Source organism: Clostridium sp. JNZ X4-2, from assembly GCF_054889485.1.
Genome location: NZ_CM142685.1, coordinates 2,166,444 through 2,192,616 on the forward strand (window position 1 = coordinate 2,166,444; position 26,173 = coordinate 2,192,616).

At 33.6% G+C, this 26,173-nt stretch carries 18 protein-coding genes, 1 riboswitch and 1 other annotated feature; of the genes, 4 read left to right on the plus strand and 14 right to left on the minus strand.

The window, feature by feature from the left end:
- Positions 1–16: 16 nt before the first annotated feature.
- Complete coding sequence (nifS, locus tag ACYUJ6_RS10410) at positions 17–1,186, minus strand: cysteine desulfurase NifS (protein WP_461842720.1); 1,170 nt, start codon at positions 1,184–1,186, stop codon at positions 17–19.
- A gap of 231 nt (positions 1,187–1,417) precedes the next feature.
- Between nifS and ACYUJ6_RS10415 the strand changes: the two genes are divergently transcribed.
- On the plus strand, positions 1,418–1,837 hold the full coding sequence (locus ACYUJ6_RS10415; protein ID WP_461842721.1) for a hypothetical protein: 420 nt from the start codon (positions 1,418–1,420) through the stop codon (positions 1,835–1,837).
- A gap of 126 nt (positions 1,838–1,963) precedes the next feature.
- A riboswitch (THF riboswitch) is annotated at positions 1,964–2,080 on the plus strand.
- A 135-nt stretch (positions 2,081–2,215) separates the two neighbouring features.
- A complete protein-coding gene (locus tag ACYUJ6_RS10420; protein ID WP_461842722.1) occupies positions 2,216–3,007 on the plus strand; it encodes an ECF transporter S component in 792 nt (263 codons plus the stop codon).
- Between the two features lie 36 nt (positions 3,008–3,043).
- Here ACYUJ6_RS10420 and ilvB read toward each other — a convergent pair whose 3' ends face one another.
- The 6 genes from ilvB to eutM all read right to left on the minus strand — a co-directional run bounded on the left by ilvB (position 3,044) and on the right by eutM (position 11,849).
- The gene (ilvB, locus tag ACYUJ6_RS10425) at positions 3,044–4,705 is read right to left on the minus strand and encodes a biosynthetic-type acetolactate synthase large subunit (RefSeq protein ID WP_461842723.1); all 1,662 of its coding nucleotides are present in this window, start codon (positions 4,703–4,705) and stop codon (positions 3,044–3,046) included.
- Between the two features lie 159 nt (positions 4,706–4,864).
- Positions 4,865–5,062, minus strand: a binding site (T-box leader).
- A gap of 216 nt (positions 5,063–5,278) precedes the next feature.
- Complete coding sequence (locus ACYUJ6_RS10430; RefSeq protein WP_461842724.1) at positions 5,279–6,688, minus strand: amino acid permease; 1,410 nt, start codon at positions 6,686–6,688, stop codon at positions 5,279–5,281.
- A gap of 1,062 nt (positions 6,689–7,750) precedes the next feature.
- Entirely contained in the window at positions 7,751–8,893 is a 1,143-nt protein-coding gene (locus ACYUJ6_RS10435; protein WP_461842725.1) for a 1-propanol dehydrogenase PduQ, read from the minus strand.
- 48 nt (positions 8,894–8,941) lie between these two features.
- The gene (locus ACYUJ6_RS10440; protein WP_461842726.1) at positions 8,942–10,414 is read right to left on the minus strand and encodes an acetaldehyde dehydrogenase (acetylating); all 1,473 of its coding nucleotides are present in this window, start codon (positions 10,412–10,414) and stop codon (positions 8,942–8,944) included.
- 240 nt (positions 10,415–10,654) lie between these two features.
- Positions 10,655–11,548, minus strand: coding sequence for a propanediol utilization microcompartment protein PduB (gene pduB, locus ACYUJ6_RS10445; RefSeq protein ID WP_461842727.1), 894 nt, complete (start codon positions 11,546–11,548; stop codon positions 10,655–10,657).
- Positions 11,549–11,567: 19 nt separating this feature from the next.
- Entirely contained in the window at positions 11,568–11,849 is a 282-nt protein-coding gene (gene eutM, locus ACYUJ6_RS10450) for an ethanolamine utilization microcompartment protein EutM (RefSeq protein ID WP_461842728.1), read from the minus strand.
- A 197-nt stretch (positions 11,850–12,046) separates the two neighbouring features.
- Between eutM and ACYUJ6_RS10455 the strand changes: the two genes are divergently transcribed.
- Both ACYUJ6_RS10455 and ACYUJ6_RS10460 read left to right on the plus strand, forming a co-directional pair.
- Positions 12,047–13,261, plus strand: a complete 1,215-nt coding sequence (locus ACYUJ6_RS10455) for a sensor histidine kinase (protein WP_461842729.1) — start codon at positions 12,047–12,049, stop codon at positions 13,259–13,261.
- Between the two features lie 13 nt (positions 13,262–13,274).
- On the plus strand, positions 13,275–14,042 hold the full coding sequence (locus ACYUJ6_RS10460; protein ID WP_461842730.1) for a response regulator transcription factor: 768 nt from the start codon (positions 13,275–13,277) through the stop codon (positions 14,040–14,042).
- Positions 14,043–14,101: 59 nt separating this feature from the next.
- Here ACYUJ6_RS10460 and ACYUJ6_RS10465 read toward each other — a convergent pair whose 3' ends face one another.
- The 7 genes from ACYUJ6_RS10465 to ACYUJ6_RS10495 form a co-directional block, all read right to left on the minus strand.
- The gene (locus tag ACYUJ6_RS10465) at positions 14,102–15,034 is read right to left on the minus strand and encodes a glycyl-radical enzyme activating protein (protein ID WP_461842731.1); all 933 of its coding nucleotides are present in this window, start codon (positions 15,032–15,034) and stop codon (positions 14,102–14,104) included.
- A gap of 86 nt (positions 15,035–15,120) precedes the next feature.
- The gene (locus tag ACYUJ6_RS10470) at positions 15,121–17,640 is read right to left on the minus strand and encodes a glycyl radical protein (RefSeq protein ID WP_461845487.1); all 2,520 of its coding nucleotides are present in this window, start codon (positions 17,638–17,640) and stop codon (positions 15,121–15,123) included.
- Positions 17,641–17,916: 276 nt separating this feature from the next.
- Positions 17,917–19,092 (minus strand): iron-containing alcohol dehydrogenase, encoded by a 1,176-nt coding sequence (locus ACYUJ6_RS10475; RefSeq protein ID WP_461842732.1) that lies wholly within the window; start codon positions 19,090–19,092, stop codon positions 17,917–17,919.
- Positions 19,093–19,204: 112 nt separating this feature from the next.
- On the minus strand, positions 19,205–21,391 hold the full coding sequence (locus tag ACYUJ6_RS10480) for a DNA topoisomerase III (RefSeq protein ID WP_461842733.1): 2,187 nt from the start codon (positions 21,389–21,391) through the stop codon (positions 19,205–19,207).
- 149 nt (positions 21,392–21,540) lie between these two features.
- On the minus strand, positions 21,541–22,875 hold the full coding sequence (gene glpT / locus ACYUJ6_RS10485; RefSeq protein ID WP_461842734.1) for a glycerol-3-phosphate transporter: 1,335 nt from the start codon (positions 22,873–22,875) through the stop codon (positions 21,541–21,543).
- A 36-nt stretch (positions 22,876–22,911) separates the two neighbouring features.
- Complete coding sequence (pgtP, locus tag ACYUJ6_RS10490) at positions 22,912–24,264, minus strand: phosphoglycerate transporter protein PgtP (RefSeq protein ID WP_461842735.1); 1,353 nt, start codon at positions 24,262–24,264, stop codon at positions 22,912–22,914.
- A gap of 120 nt (positions 24,265–24,384) precedes the next feature.
- Positions 24,385–26,172, minus strand: a complete 1,788-nt coding sequence (locus ACYUJ6_RS10495) for an ATP-binding protein (RefSeq protein WP_461842736.1) — start codon at positions 26,170–26,172, stop codon at positions 24,385–24,387.
- Between the last annotated feature and the right edge of the window lies 1 nt (position 26,173).

Sequence of the window (26,173 nt, forward strand, 5' to 3'; positions counted from 1 at the left end):
AATATAGTTGCTTAACCTAATGCATTCTCTTATTCCATTTTTTATTATTTTCCCTTAACTTTAAAACTATGTCACCTAAAGTCTTTGCCACATAATCCACATCATCTTCTGTGGTTTTTGCTCCCAGGGTAAGTCTTATGGAGCTCTTTGCAGCATTTTCAGAAAATCCTATAGCTGTGAGTACATGAGAGGGCTCTACTGCTCCTGCTGAACATGCACTTCCTGTAGAGACGCATATTCCCATATCATCTAATGCCATAACTATAATTTCCCCATCTGCAGAATCAAAAGTTACATTTACATTGCCAGGGAGTCTGTTGATTTTGTCACCATTTAATCTGGTATCAGGTATGTTTAAAAGCCCATCTATAAGTTTATTTCGTAAGTATATAAGCCTTTTACTCTCTTTATTCATATTTTGAGCTGCAAGCTCCAGTGCTTTTCCCATACCAACTATTCCTGCAATATTTTCCGTTCCGGCCCTTCGCCCTCTTTCCTGAGAACCTCCATGAATCAAACTGTCTATTTTAACTCCTTTTTTTACATAAAGAGCTCCCATTCCCTTAGGTCCATAAAACTTATGGGCTGCCATGGAAAGTAAATCTATATTCATATTCTGGACATCAATAGGCACATTTCCCACTGCCTGAACTGCATCTGTATGAAACAGCACACCTTTCTTTTTGCAAAGCTCACCTATTTCTTTTATGGGCTCTATGGTTCCTATTTCATTATTTGCAAACATTACAGATACAAGTACAGTATCTTCTGTAATAGCTTCCTCAAGCTCCTGCAAATTAACCATTCCGAATTTGTCAACCGGAAGATAGGTTATCTTAAACCCGTGTTGTTCCAAATACTTGCAGGTATTTATCACCGCATGATGTTCTATCTCCGTAGTTATTATATGTCTTCCCTTTTTCTCATTAGCCATGGCAGTTCCCTTTATAGCCCAATTATCTGACTCCGAACCTCCACTGGTAAAAAATATTTCATCTTTATCTGCATTTATAACTTTTGATATACATTCCCTGGCCTTGCCTATTGCCATCTTAGTTTTTCTTGATATATAATAAACGGATGAAGGATTTCCAAAATACCCAGCAAAATATGGCATCATCTCTTTTAAAACTTCTGGCTTTACAAAAGTTGTAGCTGCATAATCCATATATATTTCTCTCTTCATTGATTATCTCTCCTATGCAATTATAAATTTTACAAATTCCATATATAAATCATAGCAATTTGCTGTGATATAATAATTCTATTTTCAAATGCATCTTTTGTCAACATAAGCGAATTTAAATTGCATTTAGTATAAATATTTAATATATGATATTATAATTCTTATCAAGTGATTTTTGGATTCAGGTGAAGTTTCCCATGAAATCAATTTAAAATGAAAGGGCTGTAATATATGAAAATAAAAATCAACATATACGGAAATAAAAATGCTGTTTTATCTGGAGTCAACTATTGCGGCGGTAATGATAACTGCAATAACTGTTCACAGCAATCCAAATGTGCTGACTGCTCCAGCTGCAGAAACAATCATAATGCTTTCGGGTCATCAGATAAACTTACATTTATGAAAACTAAAGACTTATATGACAACTTAAAAAACTTTCTTGAAATAAGTGATGTGTCGGAAGATATAGATATAGACTTTGTAGAATTGAATAATACAAAATTTTTAAAAGGGGAGGAAAAAAGAGTTGAAAATATTATACAAAAAGGATTTGAACCGCCTATAACTGTAATAGATGGAATAGTAAGATATTATGGAGGAATATCAAATATACTGGTTTATAGAGACATAAAAGACTTACTTTCCTAAAGGTTCCATATTGATACTGCCTATAAAATTTTTACTTTTAAATTATATAAATACCACTAATTCATCCAAATATTATAAAAAAAGCTATGGACAATACCTGTACTATTTTATATAATTAAATTAAGTAGCAGAGTAAATATTATGCATAAAGTGTTAGAGAATGGGAGGTTGTCTCTAAACGAAAAGCTTAAATCCATTACATTATTAATTTAAAGCTTATGATATAATGTTGCTTCCGCTGTTACATTAAAGAGATCTTGTATTTACCTCTTTTCTCTTTAATGTGACCACATTAAAGAGAAAAGAGGTGTTTCTATGAAAAAATATCGTTAGTCCTGTGTAAATCGTTTTCAAATATATACACTGGAGGTAAAGGATATGAAAAATAGAATGAATACAAAATTTCTCGTTACTACTGCTGTGTTTATTGCCATTGCGCTGGTATTAAGATCTTTTTCTATATTGATAGCCGCAGGCGGCATACTTACTATGAGAATAAGTTTTAGTGCTATATTTTATGTAATGCCGGGCCTTTTATTTGGTCCTCTCTACGGTGGAATTGCAGGCGGTTTAGTAGATATATTGGGCTATATAATGAGTCCTATGGGAGCATATATTCCCCTGCTTACTATAACCAATATTATTGCTGGTTTTTTACCTGCCATCATATGGAAACATATAAAAAATACTAAGGAACATAAAATTGTAAGTTACTATAATATTTTTTTCATAGTATTATTTTTAATAGGTTTCCTAAATTTTACAGCCACAAAACTTATACCTCAGTCCTATTTAGGTAAATTACTTATTTCTCTAGGCACAAAATCTCAATACCTTGGCCTTGGTTTTATGTTTATAGGGGCCATAGGCATTATAATGTTTATTATAAATGTATTTATTAAAAAAGGAAGGGGAAAAGCCCATGATTTTATAAACAGCAGTTATTTCAAGCTGGTAATATCCCTGGGAATTTCTGGTATCCTGGTATCAACTTTAAATACCTATATTTTGCTGATATTCACTCCAGCACTTATGGCTAAAGGTTTTATGTTTTTGTGGATACCCCGGATAGTTCAGACTCTGCTTATGACCATAATCAGTTCTTACATCATATGTATACTTTTGTACTCATATGAATTATTTCAAGGCAGAATAACAAAGAAAGCCTAAAATGCGAAAAGGAAGGAGTACAGTCTGCTCCTTCCTTTATCTTATGATTTCTGTTATAGCTGCACCTGGCGGGACAATGGGGTGAACTCTTTCCTCTCTGTTTATATCACATTCTACTATAACAGGCTTGTTTAAATTTAAAGCCCTCCTTAAAATTTCCTCAACCTGATCATTGGACTCTATCTTAAAAGTCTCTATACCATAAGCCTTTCCCAATTTCATAAAATCCACATCATTTTCAAATTCCGTATATGAAAATCTCTTATTATAAAACATGTCCTGCCATTGATGCACCATACCTAAAGCATGGTTATTCAAAAGCAATTGTACAATAGGCAGTTTATATTTTGCAACAGTGGCAAGCTCAACAGAATTCATCTTAAAACTCCCATCACCTGCTACATTTATTACCTTCTTTCCTGGGTTCCCAACAGATACTCCTATGGATGCACCAAGACCATACCCCATGGTTCCAAGTCCTCCCGAGGATATAAACCTTCTTGGCTTTAAGAATTTAAAATATTGTGCAGTCCAAATTTGATTCTGCCCTACCTCCGTAGTTATTATACAATCCCCTTTAGTAATCCTGTAAAGGGAGTTCATTATAAATTTAGGGCTTAATCTGCAGTTTTCCTTGAAAGGATCTTCCTCCTGCTCTTTCCATTCTTTTATTCTGTTCATCCATTTTTCATGATTGGAATTTTTTAATTTACCATTCATCCTTTGAAGTACTTTTTTAACATCTCCCCTTATGGAAATATCTTCACTTATATTTTTGCCAAACTCTTTTGAATCTATATCTATATGGATGATCTTTGCTTTAGGTGCAAAGGCTTCTGCTTTGCTTATAACTCTGTCGCTAAATCGCGCTCCTATAGCTATCAGCAAATCACAATTGCTTACAGCATAATTTGAACATGGATTGCCGTGCATACCTACCATTCCCATATAATTTTTATGTTCTCCAGGAAAGGCTCCAATTCCCATAAGCGAGCAGGTAATTGGTGAATCTATTTTTTCTACCAATTCCATAAGTTCTTTTTCAGCTCCGGATATAACCGCACCACCCCCTGAATAAATAACAGGTCTTTTACTGTTATTTATCATATCAATTGCACTATCAAAATCATCATCAAATTCTTTTTCACTATCTTCAGCTGCAGCACAGCTATTTATTTCAGGCTCATAATCAATTTCTAATTCCTGTATATCTTTAGGTATGTCTATCACTACAGGCCCAGGTCTTCCGCTGGCTGCCACCTTAAATGCTTCTTTTACAATACAGGGTAATTCCTCTGCATTTTTTACAATATAATTCTTCTTGGTTATAGATGCTGTAATATTTACAATATCTACTTCCTGAAATGAATCCTTTCCTAAAAGATTTAAAGATACTTGACCGGTAAATACTACAATAGGAACTGAATCCCTATAAGCTGTGGCAATTCCAGTCACTGTATTAGTTGCACCTGGACCTGAAGTTACAATTACTACCCCGACTTTTCCTGTAGATCTGGCATATCCGTCTGCCGCATGAGTAGCCCCCTGCTCATGAGCAGTTAATATATGAGTTATTTCCCCTGAACTGTATAAAGCATCATATATGGGAAGAACAGTACCCCCCGGGTATCCAAAAACAGTATCCACCCCTTGTTCTGCCATACATTTTAGCAATACTTCTGCGCCCCTCATTTTCATATATAAAGCCCCCTAATTGTTATTTTTTTAACATACTTGTTTTTACTTTTATATTTCTATTTTCTTTAACAGATTAAAATTGACCGATAATTCTGTAAACTCTACATATTGTTTTGACTACAATTTAAAAATTTACATATAAAAAGACCAAACTACTCTGCCTGGGGCGAGAAGTCTGGTCCGCGGTACCACCCAATTTTTTACTTGATTCCATTAACGGCTTTGCCGGTACAGCTTACTATGTTTCAGCTTACAACTCCAGGGTGATTTTCAACAGTTTCCAATTTGTGAGCTTTCACCTTACCCCACTCTCTTTAAAATCTTTTACTATCTACTCTTCCCTATCACAGTTTTATATTTTAAATTACATCTCGATTATAATTAATCTTTTCAAATTATTATATGTAATAATAATACCTTATGTCCTAAATGTCAATAGTTTTTCATTACTTTTTTATTTTTATTTTTTTATTCCCACTGTTTTTTAACATTCTATAAGCTTTATGGATAGAAACAGATACAGCAGTTTTTACTGTATCTGTTTCTATGGATCATAATTATTTTAATTTTCTATTATATAGCCTTTTCTCCAGCATCATCTTCAGTAATGGTACTATGCTTGTATCCATATGCAAAATAAAGTATTAATCCAATAACAAGCCATACTACAAATCTAATCAATGTTACTTTTTGAAGATGTGCTATCAGGAACCCGCAGGCTACTATGGAGAATATAGGAGTAACAGACGAAAATGGAACCCTAAACCCTCTTGGCCTATTTGGTTCTTTTTTTCGTAAAACTACAACCGATGCGGATACTATGATAAATGCGGATAGTGTACCTATATTAGTAAGTTCTGAAACAATTCCAATTGGAGTGAAACCAGCTACAATCATAGTTACAGCACCAACAAGCAGAGTACTCTTTACAGGTGTATGGAATTTCAAATTAACATGTCCAAACGCTTTTGGAAGTAATCCATCTCTTGACATTGCAAATAATATACGGGTTTGACCAAACATCATAACAATCAGCACTGAAGTTAAACCGCAAATTGCACCTACTGAAACCAATGCTGAACCCCAGTTAATACCTACCTGCTGAAGTGCAAATGCCACTGGAGCTGCTGTTTCTTTAAATTTCAGATATGGAACCATACCTGTTAATATAGCTGATACTACAATATATAATATAGTACAAATAATTAATGAAGCTATAATACCTCTTGGTAAATCCTTCTGAGGGTTTTTAACCTCTTCTGCTGCAGTGGAAACAGCATCAAAACCTATATAGGCAAAGAATATTACTGATGCGCCTGCAAAGACCCCATTCCATCCATAAGGCATGAATGGATGCCAATTTGCTGGTTTTACATGTCCTACTCCTAATATTATAAATAACAATACTACAGCCAATTTTATGGCAACTATTATATTATTTGTAGTGGTACTCTGTTTTACACCAGCTACAAGAACAGCTGTTATAAGTACAAGTATTAATACTGCAGGCAAATTTATTAATCCGCCTTCAAAAGGTGCCTTTGTAATAACAGTTGGAAGTGTAATTCCCAAATTTCCTAATATACTGGTAAAATAACCGCTCCATCCAATTGCCACCGTACCAATTGCAAAGGCATATTCAAGAATTAAATCCCAGCCTATGATCCAGGCCCAAAATTCTCCCAATGCTGCATATCCATAAGTATATGCACTGCCGGCTACTGGAACCATAGTAGTTATCTCTGAATAACAAAGTGCAGCAAAACCACAGGCTAAACCTGCTATAATAAATGAAATTACAAGTGCTGGTCCGGAATAATTTGCTGCTGCTATTCCAGTTAGTACAAATATACCTGTACCTATAATTGCTCCAATACCAAGCATGGTAAGTTCAAAAGAACCCAACACCTTTTGCAAGGATTCCTTACCTTTAGTCTCCGCTATAAGACTATCAATAGATTTTGTTCTGAAAATATCTTTCATAAATTATTGCCCCCTTGTATATTTTTCTTACAACTTTAAAGCCAAATAAATATTTTAATAATCCATAGACTTTTTATAGTTTGTCTTAATTAATATTGAAAATAAAACAATGCATTGTTTTAATCTGTAATTGCAAACCTGTTTTTAATAAGAATAATTTTTAAAATCGCATTTCAAAGGTACCATATTAAAAACTAAGTATACAATTACAATTGACATCCTCATCCAATAAATGAATGAATGTTTTTATTATAATACCACCATTTATTATGCAAATCAATGATATTCTGTAAATTTTCTTATTATTTTTTTATTAATTCAATATTTTATTCCCTTCAAATTCGTAAATAATTAATTATGTATACGTTTAATGAAAGTAAAATTATTGTGTAATTCATAATTTGCAATTAAATTTACAAGATGGATTATAACAAAATTTGCACTAAATCAGAATCTATTAAAAAATTATTAATTCATTTTAAATTTTTTATGGATTATAATTTACAAAATTAACATTTATTTAAATATTAATATAATTATGAATGTATTATTTACTTGAATTTTTCACTCATATATGACTTTTAAAAATTCATTTTAATACATATATGCTGTATTTTAAGATAATAAGGTTATATTTATATATTAATAAAACCATCCCAAACTAAATCTTTAATATTGTAAGCTGTACAATAATTTATTTTTTATATCAAATCTTTTTTAACTTCATTGAAGATTTTAGCTTTAAAATAATAAATGAAACTATTATTTCAACTATATTATATAAATGAAGTTTTATAATATAAAAATAACAAATAATTTAACATATTGTCATAAATTTATACTTATCTTTCATTTATAGTTTTAAAGAATACACTAAAAAGGGATATATCAAAAATTATTTTTGATATATCCCTTTGATTGTGCTTTTATAAGTTTATAATTTAATTTTATCATTAGTATTTTAAAACTTGGTTTATTACTATATATTATTCAAATAAAATTTTTTTGAAACCATTTTTGATAATAATTTAAAGATCAAACAGCTCTCAAATTTTTAACATTCTAATCTCCATAGGCCTCTTTAAATAAAGTAATTAACTCCTCTTTACTTGGAATTCTTGGACTTGTAGGAGTACATCTGTCCTCCAGGGCAATTTCTGCCATAATTTCAAGTTTACTAATGAACTCCTGTCTGTCTATTCCAGCCTCTTTTAAATTTCTAGGTGTGTTTGTTAAACCCAAAATCACATTCACGGCACAAATAAGGCTTATCACACCTTCTTTAACTGTAGAAGAAGGCAGACCCAGGAACTTAGATATGTCTCTATACCTTAAAGCCGTTCTAGTACACCTACCGCTTTCCAAATTGGCATTGTACCTAATAACATAAGGCAGTAATATTGCATTGGCCCTGCCGTGAGGTATATGAAAAGTTCCTCCAAGTATATGGGCCATACTGTGGTTAATTCCAAGAGAAGCATTTGTAAAAGCCATACCTGCCATGCAGGAGGCATTATGTAATTTTTCTCTGGCTTCCATATTATCACCATTTTTATAAACCTCAGGTAAATACTTAATTACTATTTTCATGGATTTTTCAGCCAGTGCGTCACTAAAATCTGAAGCTTTATTTGAAACGTAAGCTTCTATTCCATGGGTTAAAACATCTATTCCTGTATCTGCAGTTATTCTTCCGGGCACTGTTTTAACAAAACTTGCATCTAATATGGCCACATCAGGTATTAAGTTCTCATCAATTAATGAAACCTTCTTATTTCCTGTAGTAATTATAGAAAATGAAGTAACTTCTGACCCCGTTCCGCTGGTAGTGGGAATAGCAATAAACAGAGGTCTCTTATATCCACCTTCATTATCTTTTAATATTTTCATAGTAAATGCCAATATGCTTTTTGTAGCATCAATAGACGAACCGCCTCCCAGCGCCACTATAACATCAGGTTTAAAAGATATCATTTCCTTTACACCTTCTGCAACTACTTCAACTGGTGGATCCGGCCTAATTCCTGAAAACACTTTATATTTCACCTTATTATTTTTAAAAATATCTGTTACTTTGTTTATAAATCCTGCTTTCACCATAAAAGGATCTGTTATAATCAACGATTTTTTTTCTTTTAAATTATTAAGATATTTTATGGAATCCCTGTCAAAATACACAACAGGTTTAATTTTAAATGTGTTCATAAAAAACCTTATCTCCTAACATCAATTAATTTTATATAACAAACAATATTAATTATTTAATTTACTCATTATACTCTTCACGATGCTTTGTATATAATCCTCTGATAAATCTTGAGAATTACAGGAAGATTCAGATTCAGCACCTACACTTGCTTTTATATCCTCTAATTCTCTAACTCCGTATGCAACTCTTCTTATATTTAATAAATTCATAGGTCCTACATTATCTGAAGTTGCGCTGCCGCCAACTGCTCCACAGCCCAATGTCAAAGCTGGCACAAGATTTGTAGCTCCACCAATACCCCCCAATGCTCCTGGAGTATTTACGAGTATTCTTGATACAGGTTTTGTAAGTGCAAATTTCTTTATTATCTCCTCATTGTTTGAATGAATTATAAGCGTATGTCCCTTTCCTTCGTTCATTAACAGTTCAATGCATCTATCACAAGCATCTTTCCAAGTTTCTTCACAGTAAAAAGCAAGTATTGGAGTAAGCTTTTCTCTTGAATAAGGATTTTTCTTGCCAACTGTTGTCTGTTCTGAAATCAAAACCTTAGTATCTGAAGGTATGGTAATTCCTGAAAGCTGTGCCAGTACCCGTGCACTCTTTCCAACTATCTGCGGATTCATTGTACCATTTGATCTCAAAATAAATTTGCCTAATTTTTCAGATTGCTCTCTATTTAAAAAGTACACTTTCTGTTTTCCCAATTCTTCAATTACTTTGTCTTTTATGCATTTTTCCACAACTATGGACTGTTCTGAAGCACATATAACCCCATTATCAAAAGTTTGGCTATCCACTATTCTTTTTACTGCAAGAGGAATATCTGCTGATTTATCAATAAATGCCGGTCCATTTCCAGGGCCAACTCCTATAGCCGGGTTTCCTGAACTATAAGCTGCCTTTACCATAGCTTCTCCACCTGTTGCAAGAATCAATGAAGTGTCTTTATTTTTCATTAACTCGTCGGTTCCTGCCATAGAAAGAATTGTCATAGCTCCTATTATTCCCTCAGGAGCTCCTGCTTCCACTGCAGCTTTACTCAATATTTTCACTGTTTCAATAATACAATTTTTAGCTGATGGATGTGGAGAAAATACTATGGCATTACCTGCCTTTAAAGCTATAATTGACTTGTACATTACAGTAGAAGTAGGATTTGTTGATGGTATTAGTCCAGCCACAACCCCTACAGGAACAGCTATATCCATTACTTTTTTCTCTTTATCATCTTTGATGATACCAGTGGTTTTCATATCTTTAATATTGTTATATATTACCCTGCTGGCAAATTTATTCTTTACAACCTTATCCTGCCATTTTCCAAAACCTGTTTCTTCATAAGCCATTTTTGCGAGTTTTACAGCATTAGCCTCTGAAGCTTCAACCATATTTTCTATTACTTTGTTTACATCATTTTGTGAAAACTTGCTAAACTCTTCCTGAGCCTTTTTTGCTTTTGCTATAAGATTTCTAACTTCCTGTATTGACTGTAAATCTTTATCTATTATTTCCATATTCATTCTCCTCTCAAACATCTATGTTATATTTATAATGTATACACAAATTCTTAGGCTGCCATCTTCTTCTCGGACAGTTAGGAGCATGGCATAAATGCAGACCTCTTTTTCCCTAGTCTTTTCTATTTTGCCTGTTGAATTTACTACTTCTTAATCACTATACACAAGACACCCTTTTCAAACACAATAATTGGTCATAAAAGGATGTCTTATTATAAATTCATCATAAATTGTATATTAAATATAAGGTTTACCTGTAGTGGACACAGGATTTTGTCCCATGGATTTTAATATAGACAATCCTACTTCCCTGGCTGCAATTACTGACTGCCTGACAGCACCTGAATCACCGGTTATAGTTATAATAACCTCATTAGAATAGGAAGTTCCCCCATTTCCGGGGCTGGCATAACTTACCAGATCTACATTTGCAGTCTTAAGTGCCGTATCTGCCATTACCACTCCTACCCCTGCAGGAGCACCAACAATTATTCCAAAAGCTTTTCCTATAGGAGCACCAAAAGCTTTATTTAATGCTAAACTAGCCCTGGCAGTGTAATGAAGTTCCACATGCCCTGCATCACACCCATATACATCTCCCATGGTCCTCTCTGTGTCTTTAAGGGCAACTTCCACTGCTCTTCTTGCATCAGACACATCTTCTGCAGCTAAAATTATAAGTGCTCCGTGTCCTGCTCCACCCTTTGTATCTCTTGGCAGTTCAATACTTACTACCTCTGTATTTGTAGCCTTTACTGCTTCATCTGCAGCCATTATCTGAGGCCCTGCTCCTGTCCTGTCGCTTATTATTCCTATAGATCGATATTTCTTATCTAATCCCATCTTCTCGTGCAAAAGACTGTCAACATTTGCTATAACCAGCCCAACTGTATCTCCTATAGCTGTTCCTACAAATTCAGTTATCGGTGATGGTGCACTCATTACATCTGCCTCCTTCTTTCCCCTTTTATTGCCTTTTTCTATATCATTGTTTTCTTGTACTTGCTTTGATCCCTTTAAATTTTCAGGTGATGCCTGTATGATTTTGTCTGCTTTTTTCATGTCAATATTTTTCAAATCCATATTTTTTCTAACTTCTTCTAAAACCTTTTCTATTAAATCATTATCCATACTAACTACCTCTAATCAATTATTCTGAAATTTTAGGTAATATTTTTTCCACATCTGTATGAGGTCTTGGAATAACATGTATTGATACAATTTCTCCTATTCTTTTAGCTGAAGCTGCCCCAGCATCTGTAGCAGCCTTTACTGCTCCTACATCACCTCTTACCATAACGGTTACAAGACCTGAACCAATTTTTTCATAACCTATTAAAGTAACATTTGCTGCCTTTACCATTGAATCCGCAGCTTCAATAGCTCCTACCAAACCTCTAGTTTCTATCATTCCTAATGCTTCTTGTCCCATAAAAATAATACCTCCATAAATTTTAGTTTTTATTTTGATTAAATTTTATTACTAAATGGGTAAAATTTTTTTGACAAATTCGACTAGCTTTTGTATTATATATATAAATAATTATTGTATTTTCTTGATATGTAGAGCTAATTATTTAACTATATTAAATAATTTTATAATATGTAGCCAGGAGGAAAAAAAGTAAAATGAATTTACTAAAGAATCTAAAGTTCGAGGATATTATCGATGTAAAAGCTCTAAAAGACATTCAAGATAGGCTTACAAAATTAGTTAAATTTCCTACAATTATTGTAGATATAAACGGTATACCCGTATGTAAAGAAACCAATTTCACTCCTTTTTGCTCACTGATGCGTTCTTCTCCAAAAGGCAGAAAAAATTGCATATTATGTGATTCACAGGCTAGCTTTTTAGCTATGAAAGATAAAAATCCAAGAATATATACCTGTCACACAGGTCTCATGGATTCTACAGCTCCTATTATTGTAGATGACTATTATCTAGGTGCAGTACTTGGTGGACAAGTACTCATAAAAAATAAACAAACCAAGGATTCCATAAACCTGCAAAAACTCTCAAGAGAATATGAAATACCCATTCAAAAATTAGAGGAAGTAACTGAATCACTTGAATTAGTTGAAAGTGATTATCTCCACAATTGTGTAGAATTTTATAATTTTTTGGCAAGATATATAGCTGAAATGGGAATTCACAGGCTTACACAGGAAAACCTTTTGAGAGAAAGTGAAGAAAAAGCAAGATTGGAAAATCAAGCTAAAAAAATGCAATTAAAGACCATTCAAGCCCAAATCAATCCTCATTTTTTATTTAATACCCTGAATACAATAGCAAGAATGGCCCTAATTGAAGATGCCCCTAAAACGGAAGAGTTAATATATACTCTTTCAGATCTCTTAAGATACAGTCTTAGAAATTCTGAAGAATTTCCCAAACTAAAATATGAAATTGATTACACAAAAAGATATTTAGTTATACAAGCCATGAGATTCAGCGATAGAATAACTTATAAAATTGAAATAGATGATAACATTTTAGAATGCAGAATTCCAGCTATGACCATACAGCCTATAGTAGAAAATTGTCTGGCACATGGTCTTTCGGAAAAATCGGAAGGAGGTAAAATTTCAATAAAAGGCAGTTTAACTTCAGAAAAGGATATTTTAATTGAGATATCCGATAATGGCAAAGGTATTGATGAAAATGTTCTCGCTCTTTTAAACAATAATGACAGCATGCCGGAACAATTTGGAATAGGTGTAAAAAATACCAGCAATAGACTTCAGCATTATTTTGGCAGCAAATATGGATTAAAAATAAAAAGCAAACTCAATGCAGGTACAAAAGTAGAAATTCGTATTCCCAAAATTATGACAATTTAAAAGGGGGTTAATTATGTACAAACTCTTGATTGCAGAAGATGAACCTTTGGAAAGGAAAGCTTTAAGAATAATACTTCAGAAATATTTTTATAATATTGACATAACAAAAGATTGTAAAAATGGTTACGAAGCTGTACTGAATTCCAAAATCTACAAACCTGATATAATACTTATGGATATAAGAATGCCAAAAAAAAGCGGTCTTGATGCCCAGAGAGAAATAATAGATTTTCTTCCAAATGTAAAAACCATTATATTAACGGCCTATGAAAAATTTGACTATGCAAAGGAAGCTATAGAATATGGTGTGTCAAATTATATATTAAAACCTGTAAAACCAAATGATTTAAAACTTGCTGTAACTAAAGTTATAAATTCCATAGAAAAGCTTGATTCTTCCAACGCAAATAATAATAAATCTAAAGTTTCTTATGAAAATACTGAAGCTTCTTGTGAAAATACTATAAAGACAATTTTAAAATATATAGATAATAATTTTAATAACCAGATAAACCTCACTTCAGCAGCTAATTTTGTCCATTTAAATCCTCAATATTTAAGCAGATTTTTCAAACAGAAAACAGGTGTTACATTTATTCAATATATTACTAAATTAAGACTTGAAAAAGCAAAAAAGCTTCTAATCAATACTGATAAATCCATAACCCAGATAGCTTTGGAAGTAGGTTATTTAGATGCTGCTTATTTTAGCAAAGTATTTTTAAGAAATGAAAATTTATCCCCACATAAATTTAAAGTAACTAATAGTAATAAAATATAAAAACATACCGGGCATATAATTATATCATCATTTTATGTAACCGGTATGTTTTAAAATATCTAGCTCACTCCACCAATTTTACATATCAATCCGAAACTTTCCACTATATCCTTAAGCTTTTTCATATGTTCATTGGAAGGGGGATCTATTGGCGGCATTCTGTATTTATACCCTAAATAACCATATTTGTTCTCACCCAGCCTATGATAAGGCAGAAGATGTATTTCTCTCACATTTTTAAGTGCTACTACAAATTGTGATAATTTTAAAATGTTATCCTGATCATCATTGAATCCAGGGATTACAGGAACCCGTATAATGAGCTGTGTTCCTGAGCTGGCAATAAATTTGGCATTTTCAAGTATAATTTCATTGCCCTGCCCTATATATTCCCTATGCTTTTCTGAGTTCATATGTTTTATATCCATCATCACAAGATCCAAAAGGGGCAGCACCCTTTTTAAAACATCTTTGCTTACAAATGCGGCAGTTTCAACTGCAGTATTCCATCTATTTGCCCTGCATCCTTTCAAAAGCTCTTCAATAAAATCCACCTGAGTCAATGCTTCACCCCCGGAAAGAGTTATTCCCCCTCCTGAACGCCTATAGTACATATTGTCTTTTTTCAATTCACTTATAACTTCTCCAACTGTTCTTTCCGTTCCTGACATTTCAAGTGCATTGGCATAACAATTTTCAACACATTTCCCGCACTTAATACATTTTGACTGATCTATTCTATAGGGGAGTTCAAAATTCACAGCATTTACAGGGCAGACTTTCTTACACTTTCCACACCCTATGCAATTCTTAGACACGAACATTACCTGAGGCTCCCTGCATTGGGATTCTGGATTGCTGCACCACCTGCATGAAAGAGGACATCCTTTTAAAAACACTATGGTTCTAATCCCTGGTCCATCATGCACCGAAAATTTTTGAATATCAAATACAATTCCTTTTGCCTTTAAATCCACCATATCATTTACCATATTTTCACCTCTAATTACATAAGCTTCTTTAAAACAAGAAGGAAGTAGTTTTAAAAAACCGCTCCCCTCTATTATATTAATTGCTGCTATAAAGTCTGTTCAGTTCTCTTTATAATATCATCCTGAATTGACTTATCCAGGGATGTGAAATGAGCACTGTATCCTGCTACACGTACTACCAGACTCTTATATTTGTCAGGGTTCTTTTGAGCATCTAAAAGAGTCTCCCTGCTGACTACATTAAATTGTACGTGCATACCTTTTTGATCAAAGAAGGTACGAACAAGAGCAGATAAATTTTCAAGTCCAGACAATCCTGCCAGAGCAGAAGGATGAAATTTTTGATTAAGCAGTGTGCCATTTGAAGCTTTGCAGTGATCTATTTTTGCCACGGAATTAATTGCCGCAGTTGGACCGCTTACATCTCTTCCTGAAGCTGGTGAAACTCCATCTGCCAGTGCTTCCCCTGCTTTTCTTCCATCTGGAGTTGCTCCTGTCTGTTGTCCCATGGACACATTGGCAGATACAGGATAAAGTCCAGGTTGAAATTGTCCTCCTCTTGGATTTCTGTATTTCTCTACTTCATTACAATATATAGCGGCTGCTTCACTTGCCAATTCATCTACTTCATCTATGTCATTACCATACTTAGGAGCTTTGTTCAGCAGCATTTGTCGTATATTTTCCCCCTGAACATCACCAGTTGAGCCGTTATTTGAGGAAACCTTATTTTTTTCACTTATTAAATTTTGTATTATGGATATTATGGTTTCACTGCTCAAATTTTCCACACCATCTATGTTCTTTATACTATTTGCTATTTCAACAGCTTCATTTTCGGTAGAAGCTGACTGTCCAAAATTAGTATCCAATACTTCTTTTAAAGCCTTAGCTGATATTTTCTTCTCCTCAAATACAAGTTTTCTAATAACTTCCAATGAATCTGCAACATTTGCAATTCCAACTCCCTGAGGGCCTGTAAAATTATAATGGGCTCCACCTTGTTCAAGAGCTTTTCCCTTAGCTATGCAATCATCTGTCATGGAAGATAAAAATGGAAGCGGACCTCTCTCTCCATGAGCAATATCCACGCTATTATCTGCATTTGATAAAAGCTTTACAAAATAGTTCATCTGCTTTTTAAATGCATCCAGGAATTTGTCAAAGGATGTAAAAGAAGTAAAGTCTCCTGTACTGAGTCCAATTTTCTTTCCATTGTTATATCCATTATTGATTGTTATTTCAAGTACTTTTGCCATATTAAAGAAAGCTGCATCGTGCCATCCTTGAGTTTTACCGCCTTTTTGTGGTTCTACACAGCCTATGATTCCATAATCCCTGGCATCTTCAAGAGTTACACCCCTATTGGTTAATGATGGTATAATAACTTCATCACTATAATAAGCAGGCATACCCAGACCCAAGCGGGTAACCTCCCCTGCTTTTAACATTAAATCTTCCGGTGTCCTGTTCCAAACTCGTATGGATATGGATGGCTGGGGCAGCTGTGTATGTGCAGTAGCTTCAAGACACATATACGACAGCTCATTGGTGGCATCTCTGCCATCTATGGTTTGTCCACCTACTATTAAATTCTGGAACATAGGATATCCTCCAAAAGATTTTGTAGATGCTTCATCACGAATTTTATTCACATCATTAAATTTAACCCACAGGCAGTCCAAAAGTTCCTGGGCCCTCTCTTTAGTTATTTTTCCAGTTGGGATATCCTTTTCATAATAGGGATAAATATATTGGTCAAAACGCATTGGTGAAATAGAATGTCCATTTGATTCTATTTGTATAACAGATTGTATAAACCAAAAGGACTGAAGTGCTTCATAGAAATTTGCAGCTGGATTCTCCGGTACCACTTTACAATTTTCTGCAATCTGTAATAATTCTTCTCTTCTCTTAATATCTGATGTTTCACCTGCCATCTTTCCAGCAAGCTCTGCAAAACGTCCTGCAAAATTAATAACTGCCTTTGATGTTATAATTACAGCATCTAAAAAATTTCTCTTTTTTATATATTCAGGATCAGTTTTGTCACTGTTAGCTTTTTCTGCTTCTGCATCAGCAATTATTCCCTTGAAACCTTTTGAAAGTACTTTACCATAATCTACACAAATATGTCCAACTCCATTGAAATAATAATTTCCAACAGTGAATACTCCTTCATCCATGGCTTCTATAGTTTCATCAAACATAAGTTTTGTAGCAAATTCGTTTACAGTTTTGCCGTCCCAATATTTAAATACTTCCTTAAGCTGAGATTTTACATCATCAGCTATTAGAAATACGTCTCCCTTTCTTTTAGCTAATGTGTCAAATTCATCTAAAAGCCACTTATTTGAATATTCAGGGAAAATTTGAGCCGCTCTGGGTTTCTTAGTTAAATTTCCTACAATAAGTTCTCCATCACGTATCACTATTGTCATTTTATTTAATATTTTTTCCAATGCCTTTGCTCTTCGAATTATAATTGGATAATCCTCTGTTTCTTTGAAAGACTGTGTAATCAAAATAGCCCTTTCAGACTCAATTTCTGGGGTCACCGAATACAAAACATCTTTTAATTTTTCTATTCTTTCGCTCTTGGTCATACTATACAAATTATTTAAAACCTCCGTCACAAAAAAACCTCCTTTTATTTTCTAAATCAACTTTTAATTTTGCTATGCTTAAATTTTATTACTAAAAGATAGAAGGTTTTTTAAAATTTTCGACTAAGTTTTGTATTTTATAGATTAGAATATGATGTACTATTTTGACATAGTACAAAACTATCCACATGATAATTTTATTATTGAATAAATATAAAATAGAGCAGTTAATTTTATATTTATTAACTGCTCTATTTTATCAATGACTCAAATATACTATTTAGCCAAATTCAATATTTTTACAATATCTTCTCTACCTATTTTTACAAACTGGCCTACAGTGTTAGTATTGTTATCCGTGCACTTATCTGCCATTTCTTCTATTTTATCTTCAGGTATATTTCCCTCTTTTAAACTTGTAGGAAGACCCATGCTCTTAAAAAATGCAGTCAATCTCTTTATGCCTTCAAGAGCAATGTCTTCAGGTGAATTATATGAAAGATCCACATCCCAGACTCTCACTGCAAATTGTACAAATCTATTTACATCATGTTTATACACATATTTCATCCATGCAGGAAAAACAATGGCAAGTCCTGCTCCATGGGCAATGTCAGTCTCTCCGCTTAATTCATGTTCAATTTTATGAGATGCCCAGTCTCCAATTCTTCCTGTACTCAATGAATCATTGTGAGCTATGGTTCCGGTCCACATGATTTCTGCCCTGGCATCATAATTTTCTGGTTCTTTCAAAACTATGGGTGCATTATTTATGACAGTCCTTAGGGCAGCTTCACAAAGTCTGTCTGTAAGATCTACATGTTTTACATTTGTAAAATACCTCTCCATTATGTGTGCCATAATATCAGCAGCACCGCAGGCAGTCTGATAAACTGGAAGTGTAAAGGTAAGTTCCGGATTCATGATTGAAAAGGCAGGTCTTATAAGTACTGTATTCAAGCCCTTTTTGTACCAGCCATCTTCATTCATTATAACAGAACTATTGCTGGATTCAGTTCCTGTAGCAGGAAGCGTTATTACCACTCCCACGGGGAGTGATTCCTTTACCTCGGCTTTTCCAGAATAAAAATCCCATACATCTCCATCATAAGGTACTCCTACTCCAATTGCCTTGGCAGTATCCGCAGCACTTCCACCACCTACAGAGAGTACAAATTTTATGTTGTTTTCCCTGCAGATTTTTATGCCCTCTTTAACTGGTCCCAGTCTGGGATTGGGTTTTATACCTGAAAGTTCTATAAATTCAATTCCATTTTCTTTTAAAGATTTAACCACTCTGTCATAAAGGCCGGATTTTTTTATACTTCCTCCACCGTAGCAGAAAAGAATCTTCTTGGACTTTGAATATTCTTTTACTTTACTGCCTACAAATTTCTCAGTGTCTCTTCCAAAAATAATTTCCGTAGCATTTTTAAAATCAAAATTTTCCATATAAATCACTCCTTATTTATAAGCTTTTTCAAATATACTTTACAAATAAATCACCTATATTTTAGCATTTATTATGCAATAATTACAAACTATAAATTTTAAAAGCATGCTGTTATTTCAATTTCAACTTGGACAGTGCCTCTGCCAGAGCTGAATTTATAGGCTCCTTGTTTTCTTCTTTTATCTTTCTCATGTATTTTGAAACATCTTTCTTATTTAACTTATTGCCGGCTTCTTCAAATCTCTTATTAAACAGGGATACTTTTTCTCTAAAACTGCAGTTGCTGCATACATAGATCTGGCCTTGGCCCTCTCCCCTGATTTCCAGCCTTTTATGACATTCCGGACATCTTGCATTGGTAAATCTGCTTACATTTTCTCTATAGCCGCATTTTCTGTCCTGACAAACATTCATTATTCCACGTTTTCCCTTTACCTGAAGCATATATTTACCGCAGCGGGGACACTTCTTTCCTGTAATATTATCATGTACAAATTTATCCTTGCTTTCTTTCACATCTTCAACTAATTTTACTGCATACCCTCTCATCTTCTTGGAAAACACTCCTGGATTTTCATTTCCACGGCTTATATTTTCAAGTTCTTTCTCCCACTTAGCTGTCAGAAGAGGTGATTTAAGACCGGCAGGTACTAAATCTATGAGTTGTTTTCCCTTGGAGGTTGGAATAATTTCCTTACCTTTTCTCTCTACATAAAACATATTAAAAATCTTTTCTATTATATCGGCCCTGGTGGCAACTGTTCCAATACCCCCAGTTTCCCCAAGGGTTTTAGCACTTTCGCTGTCCAATTTTACATACTTTTGAGGATTTTCCATGGCAGATAAAAGAGTAGCTTCATTAAATCTGGCAGGTGGTTTGCTCTGTAATTTATTTAATTCTATAGACCTTATATTTATATTGTCGCCTTTTTTCACTTTTGGAAGTACCTGATTGTCCTCTTCATTTTCATTCTGCAAACTGCTTTCTCTTTCATAGACTCTTTTCCATCCCTTGGATTTTACCACATTACCTCTGGCTGTAAATATTTCTCCATTAATATCTGCTTTCACAGAAGTTTGAATATATTCATAAGGGGGCAGCATAACGGATAAAAACCTTTTTACCACCAAATCATATATATTCATCTCTTCAGTACTCAATCTAGACAATTGTACTCTTTCCTCAGTGGGAATTATGGCATGATGATCGCCAATTTTACTGTTATCTACAAAACCCTTGTGGGCATTTATTTTTTTTCTCAATATTTCTTCTGTAAATTTTTTGTAATTCCCCAGTGAAACAGCTCTTAATCTTTCAGGTATGGTATCCACCACATCTGTAGAAATATATCTGGAATCAGTTCTTGGATAAGTTAATATTTTGTAGTTTTCATAAAGTCTCTGCATTATGGACAATGTCTCCTTGGCAGAATAGTTGAATATCTTGTTGGCATCCCTCTGAAGTTCAGTCAAATCGTACAGGGCAGGTGAGAATTTTCTTTTGTCATTTTCCACCACATCAACTACAGTACAAATTTTACCCTTAATTTTTTTTACAATACTCTCTGCACTGTTTTTATCAAAAATGTCTCCTCTGCCGCTCTTTTTATTCTGCCACTTCAATTTAAATTTGTCAGATCTAGCAGTGATCTCGTAATAATCCCGGGGCTTGAAATCGTGTATTTCCTTTTCTCTATGAACTATCATAGCAAGAGCTGCAGACTGCACCCTTCCTGCAGTAAGCTGTGCATTATATTTGCAGGTAAGGGCACGGGTCACATTAAGTCCTACAACCCAATCCGCCTCCGCCCTGCACTGAGCAGCCCTGTATAAGTTGTCATACTGTGCAGAAGGTTTCAAGCTTTTAAAGCCATCTTTTATGGATTTGTCCGTTTGAGAAGATATCCATAATCTTTTAAGAGGTTTTTTTATCCTGGCCTTTTCTATTATCCACCTGGCCACCAGTTCTCCTTCTCTTCCCGAATCTGTGGCAATTATTATTTCTCCTATATCTTTCCTGTTCATCTGAGCTTTTACCACATTAAACTGCCTGCTGCTCTGTTTTATAACCACCAGTTTCAATCTTTCCGGAAGCATAGGCAAATCTTCAAGCTTCCAGTTTTTATATTTTTCATCATAGGCCTCTGGATCCGCTAATGTAACCAAATGTCCCAGTGCCCAGGTTACAACATATTTATCTCCCTCCAAATAACCTGTATTTTTTCTATTACATCGAAGTACTTTAGCCAAATCTCTTCCTACAGAAGGTTTTTCAGCCAATACCAATATTTTGCTCATACTTATTTCCTTTCATTATAAAATTAAATATAAAATAAGGATAGTTTAAAATTTACTATCCCACAAAAAACTTCTATTTTTATTATAATATTTATCATAGATATTTACAAGTTAAGCAGCCTGAGTAAAACTCAAGCTGCCGGTAAATTTTAACTAGCTGTAATTTCTTTATCATATTTAGATCTGTCGTGAACATTCCAGGTAAATAATAAAAATACTATAGAAAGGACACAGGAAACCATAAGGAAAATGAATCCACCACTCCAGCTAAATTTATCCACAATACCTCCCATGGCTGCCTCTGCTAATACTTCTCCACCCATATATCCAAATAATCCTGTAAAACCTGCAGCTGTTCCAGCTGCTTTTTTAGGGACTAAATCAAGTGCACTTACTCCTATTAACATGACAGGTCCGTATATAAGTGCTCCAATAGATGCCAGAGCACAGTTAATAGCCATGACATTACTGCTCTTCCAGTACACAAATACTCCAATTGTTACTCCTACCATACAAATTATACCTATTGGCGCACGTCGTCCATGAAACACTTTGTCACTTATCCAGCCTACTATTATCGTCCCTGGTATAGCAGCATATTCAAAAAGCGCAAAAGCAATTGAAGAACTTCTGGTATCAAAATTTCTTACCTCTTTTAAGTACGTGGGAACCCAGTTTATAATTCCATATCTTACTAAGTACACAAATATATTTGCTATTGCAATAGACCACAGGAACTTATTGTTCAATACATATTTGAATAATATTTCCTTACCTGACATTTCCCTCTCTCTATCATCCACTTTTACATCAGGATAATCATTTTTATATTCTTCTATTGGTGGAAGTCCTACCGATTGGGGCATATCCCTTGCAAATATTATAAATACTATTCCTCCAACTATTGCAATAAGTGCAGGCAGATAAAATACTCCTTTCCAGCTTCCAAACATGGAAACACCAATCATGGCTATAATAGCTATTGTTCCACCACCTACATTATGTGCAGTATTCCAGATTGACATTTTTACTCCACGTTCCCTGTCCGAAAACCAATGGGTCATAGTTCTTCCACAGGGCGGCCATCCCATACCCTGAAACCATCCATTTAAGAGCATCAATATAAACATCACCGTAATACTGGATGTAATTGGGAAAAATAAATTTACAACACCTGACAGTATAAGCCCTGTCGCCAGAAAATATCTAGGATTAGCCCTGTCCGAAAAATTTCCCATTACAAATTTGCTTATTCCATAAGCAAGCCCAAGAGCTGAAGCTACAAAACCCAATTCGGTTTTAGTAAATCCCTGCTGTATTAAATAAGTTTTTGCCAGAGCAAAATTACTTCTTACAAAATAGTAAATCATATATCCTAAATATATACTTATAAAAACTTGTATACGGTATCTTTTATATTGGCTGTCTATTTTATCTTCAGACAGCCTGTCTATATGAGGCGCAGGCCTAAATACATTAAACATTCTAAATATTCCCCCTAAATAATATTTTTACACAAATTAAATTTCCTCCAAATATTCATTTTCCATGTATTTATTTCTGTTATGAACATTCCAGGTAAAGGAAAGAAAAAGTATTCCCAATATGCAGGAACTTACAATTATCATAAAAAATGCCGTCCATCCATAATATTGAATGCTTTTGCCAACTACAGCTCCTCCAAAGGTAGTTCCAAATAAATATCCGAATAGTCCTGTAAATCCTGCAGCCGTGCCTGCAGCTTTCTTAGGCACAATATCTATGGCTGCCACACCTATAAGGGTCACGGGAATATAAATTAAAAGTCCTGTAATAAACAAAGCCATTATATCAACTATATAATTTCCCGCGGGATTCATCCAATAAACCATTACAGCCAGGGTTACTAGAAGCATGGACATTGTAGAGACAGGTCCACGCCTCCCTTTAAAGGTTATATCACTTAATTTTCCCGCAAAAATAACCCCGGGTATCCCGGCATATTCATAAAAAAAGTAAAACCAGTTTGTAAGATCCTGTGAAAATCCCTTAACCGTTGTAAGATATACTGCACACCAATCAAGTATGCTATACCTGACTATGTACACGAATATATTGGCAAAAGCAAGACACCATAAATACTTATTGTTCAATACATATTTAAAAAGTATTTCCTTTACAGAAAGCTCATTTTCTCCGTTCTCCACCTTGGCAAAAGAATAATAATCATTTTTATATTCCTCTATTGGCGGCAGTCCGCATGAAACAGGATCATTTTTCATAAATACAAAACATACTATCCCTATTAAAATAGCAATTGCTGCTGGAAAATAAAATATGCCTTTCCAATTTCCAAATAAAATCATTCCGAATAAAGCCACCGGAGCTATAATACCGCTTGCCAGATTATGAGAAATATTCCACGTGCACATTTTTGTTCCTCTTTCTCCGTCAGAAAACCAATGGGCAATAGTTTTTCCACAAGCTGGCCATCCCATACCTTGAAACCATCCATTTAAAACTATAAAAAGTAATATAAATTTAAAACTGCTGGTACAGGGAATTAATATATTTACAATTGACGAAAGTATTATTCCCAGGGATAAAAATACTTTTGGATTATTCTTGTCCGATACAATTCCCATTAAAAATTTACTTATTCCATAGCTGGCTGACATGGCAGACATGGCAATGCCCATTTGTGCTGTACTGAACCCTTCTTTCAATAGATACGGTACTGCCAGCACAAAATTTTTTCTCACAAAATAGTAACCGGCATAACCTATAAATATACTGAGCATAAGTTGTTTTCTCAATCTTTCATATTTATAAGTTATATTTTTCTTATTCCCGATAGAAGATCTAAAAATGAATGTTTTAAGCATGCCTATCATCAAATTATCTCCAATTAAATTATATAATATTGTATACAATAAAATTTAATTGTGTTAACATTGTTAACATTGTTAACACAATTAACATTATAAATGGTATTTTTTGTTTAGTCAATATTTTTAAGTGTTAAAAGGCAGTTTTATTATAAATTCACTGCCCTTATTCAAATGGCTATTTAAATATATGCTGCCATTAAATTCCTGAACTATATGTTTTACTATTGCAAGCCCCAATCCGGTACCTCCTTCTGTACGGCTTCTGGACTTTTCCACCCTGTAAAATCTTTCAAATATTCTTGGTATGTCCTCTTCAGGAATTCCTATTCCATTATCTTTTATACTTATATACACAAATTTTTCTTTGGATTCAGCCCTTATTTCTATATTTCCTCCCTGCTGGGTATACTTCAGGGCGTTGTCCAAAATATTTATTATCATCTGCCTAAACCAGTCTCTATTACATAAATTAAATGAAAAGTTCCTAACAGTTAAAATATCTATGTCAATATTTTTGCTCCTTGCCCTGGATGTAAACATATATACTATTTCATCCAATTCCCTGTAAATATTTATTTTATCAATATTGTTATTATATTTTTTGCTTTCAAGCTTTGATAGAAGAAGTATATCATCTATCAATCTTTTTAATCTTTCCAGCTCACCATTTACTATATTCAAAAATCTATTTTCCTTTTGAACCGGGTATTCATTATGGTCATTCACATTATGGTCATTCACATTTTTCCTTAAAGTTTGAATAAATCCCATTACAGTGGTCAATGGGGTTTTCAACTCATGGGAAGCGTTTATAAAAAATTCACTGCGAAGAACTTCTAATCGTTTTATCTCCGTAATGTCTTCAAATACTATAATTATATTTTTACATTTATTTTTAAACTTAGTTTCATATTTTATTAAATTAGTAGACACTCTAAGTATTTTGCCTCCGGCTAATGTTATTTCTCTCTGACTACAGGTATTTGTACTAAAGGTATTATTTATTATTTGAAACAATTCCCTTGACTGGGAAATGTATTTCAGATTACAATTCTTTCCATGAATTTCTTTCACGTCAAATATTTTTTTTACAGCTGAATTTAAGAGTATTATATCCAAATTCTCATTTACAACTATTATACCGTGAATTATGCTGTTCAATATGGAATTTAATTGTATATTCTTATGATTCAGTTGAATCATGGCTTTATTTACACTTAAAGACATGTGATTAAAGCTTTCAGCAAGTTCTTGAAGTTCGTCATTGGTGTTTATCCTTACCTTACATTTGAAATTTCCTGAAGATATTTTTTTTGTGGCTATATTAAGTATACTTATGGGTTCCATCAGATTATTCAAGAAAAAAAATCCAATTACAATTGCAATTATAGTTCCCATTAAAATTGCAATCAAAATACAGCTTAAAAATGCCCTGTTCAGATTGTCAAATTCTTTTAGGGGCACTGAAAGTCTTATAATTATATTTTTATCATATATTTTTATAGGTTTGACAGCCAGATAAAAATTTTTCTGTTTTGTAATTTCATCAATTCTTTCATTTACAGCAATATTGTCATTAAAACAATTCTGTATTTCCAACTTATCCATTTGATTTTTTGCAATTACATTATTATTTCGAGAGTCAGCAATTATATTTCCTTTATCGTCCAGAAATGTAACCTCATTACCTATTTGAGATGAAAATTTCTTTGCTATAAGGAAATAATTTATGCTTTGATTATTTTCTGTATAACTCAGTAAAGCATTTGTAATCAGTTTTTCATTTCCAATAAGTCTTTCTCTAAGGTTTTTCATATAATAAGTTCTTACAAAACTTAGAGACAAGGTACCGGTTATTATTGATCCAACTAAAAGAAGTATTATATATGTGCTAAACAATTTTCTCTTCATC